We start from the raw sequence: 362 nt of genomic DNA on the forward strand, positions 1-362 counted from the left end.
ATTCGCCCACGGCGGCGCGGGCGCCCTGTGGACCACCCTGGCGTTCACCCTCGCCGCCACCGCCTTCGCCTTCTTCCACGCCTCCTACGCCGCACTGCCCGCGCTCCTGGCACCCGGACAGGAAGCCAGGACCCGCCTCGTGGCCGGCCGCGTCGCAGGCATCGCCGTAGCCGCCCTGGTGGCAGGAGCGGCCACCCCGGCGCTCATCAACGCCACCGGAGGCGGCCTCGCAGGACACCGATGGGCAGGAGTCGCCGGAGCCGCTGTCATCACGGCTGCGACCCTCGCGGTCCGCCGCACCGTCACCGCGACCGGCCCGACCGCCCCGGCCCGCCCGTCCTACGCCGAGCACCCCCACCCCT

Annotated in this window: 1 protein-coding gene; it reads left to right on the forward strand. The window is 76.2% G+C overall.

Going from position 1 to position 362, the window contains the following annotated elements; translation table 11 throughout:
* Positions 1 to 362: MFS transporter (locus G3I42_RS07370; RefSeq protein WP_203606486.1), on the forward strand; the 362-nt coding region annotated here is incomplete at both ends.

The organism is Streptomyces sp. SID11385 (genome assembly GCF_010548245.1).
Lineage (GTDB): Bacteria > Actinomycetota > Actinomycetes > Streptomycetales > Streptomycetaceae > Streptomyces.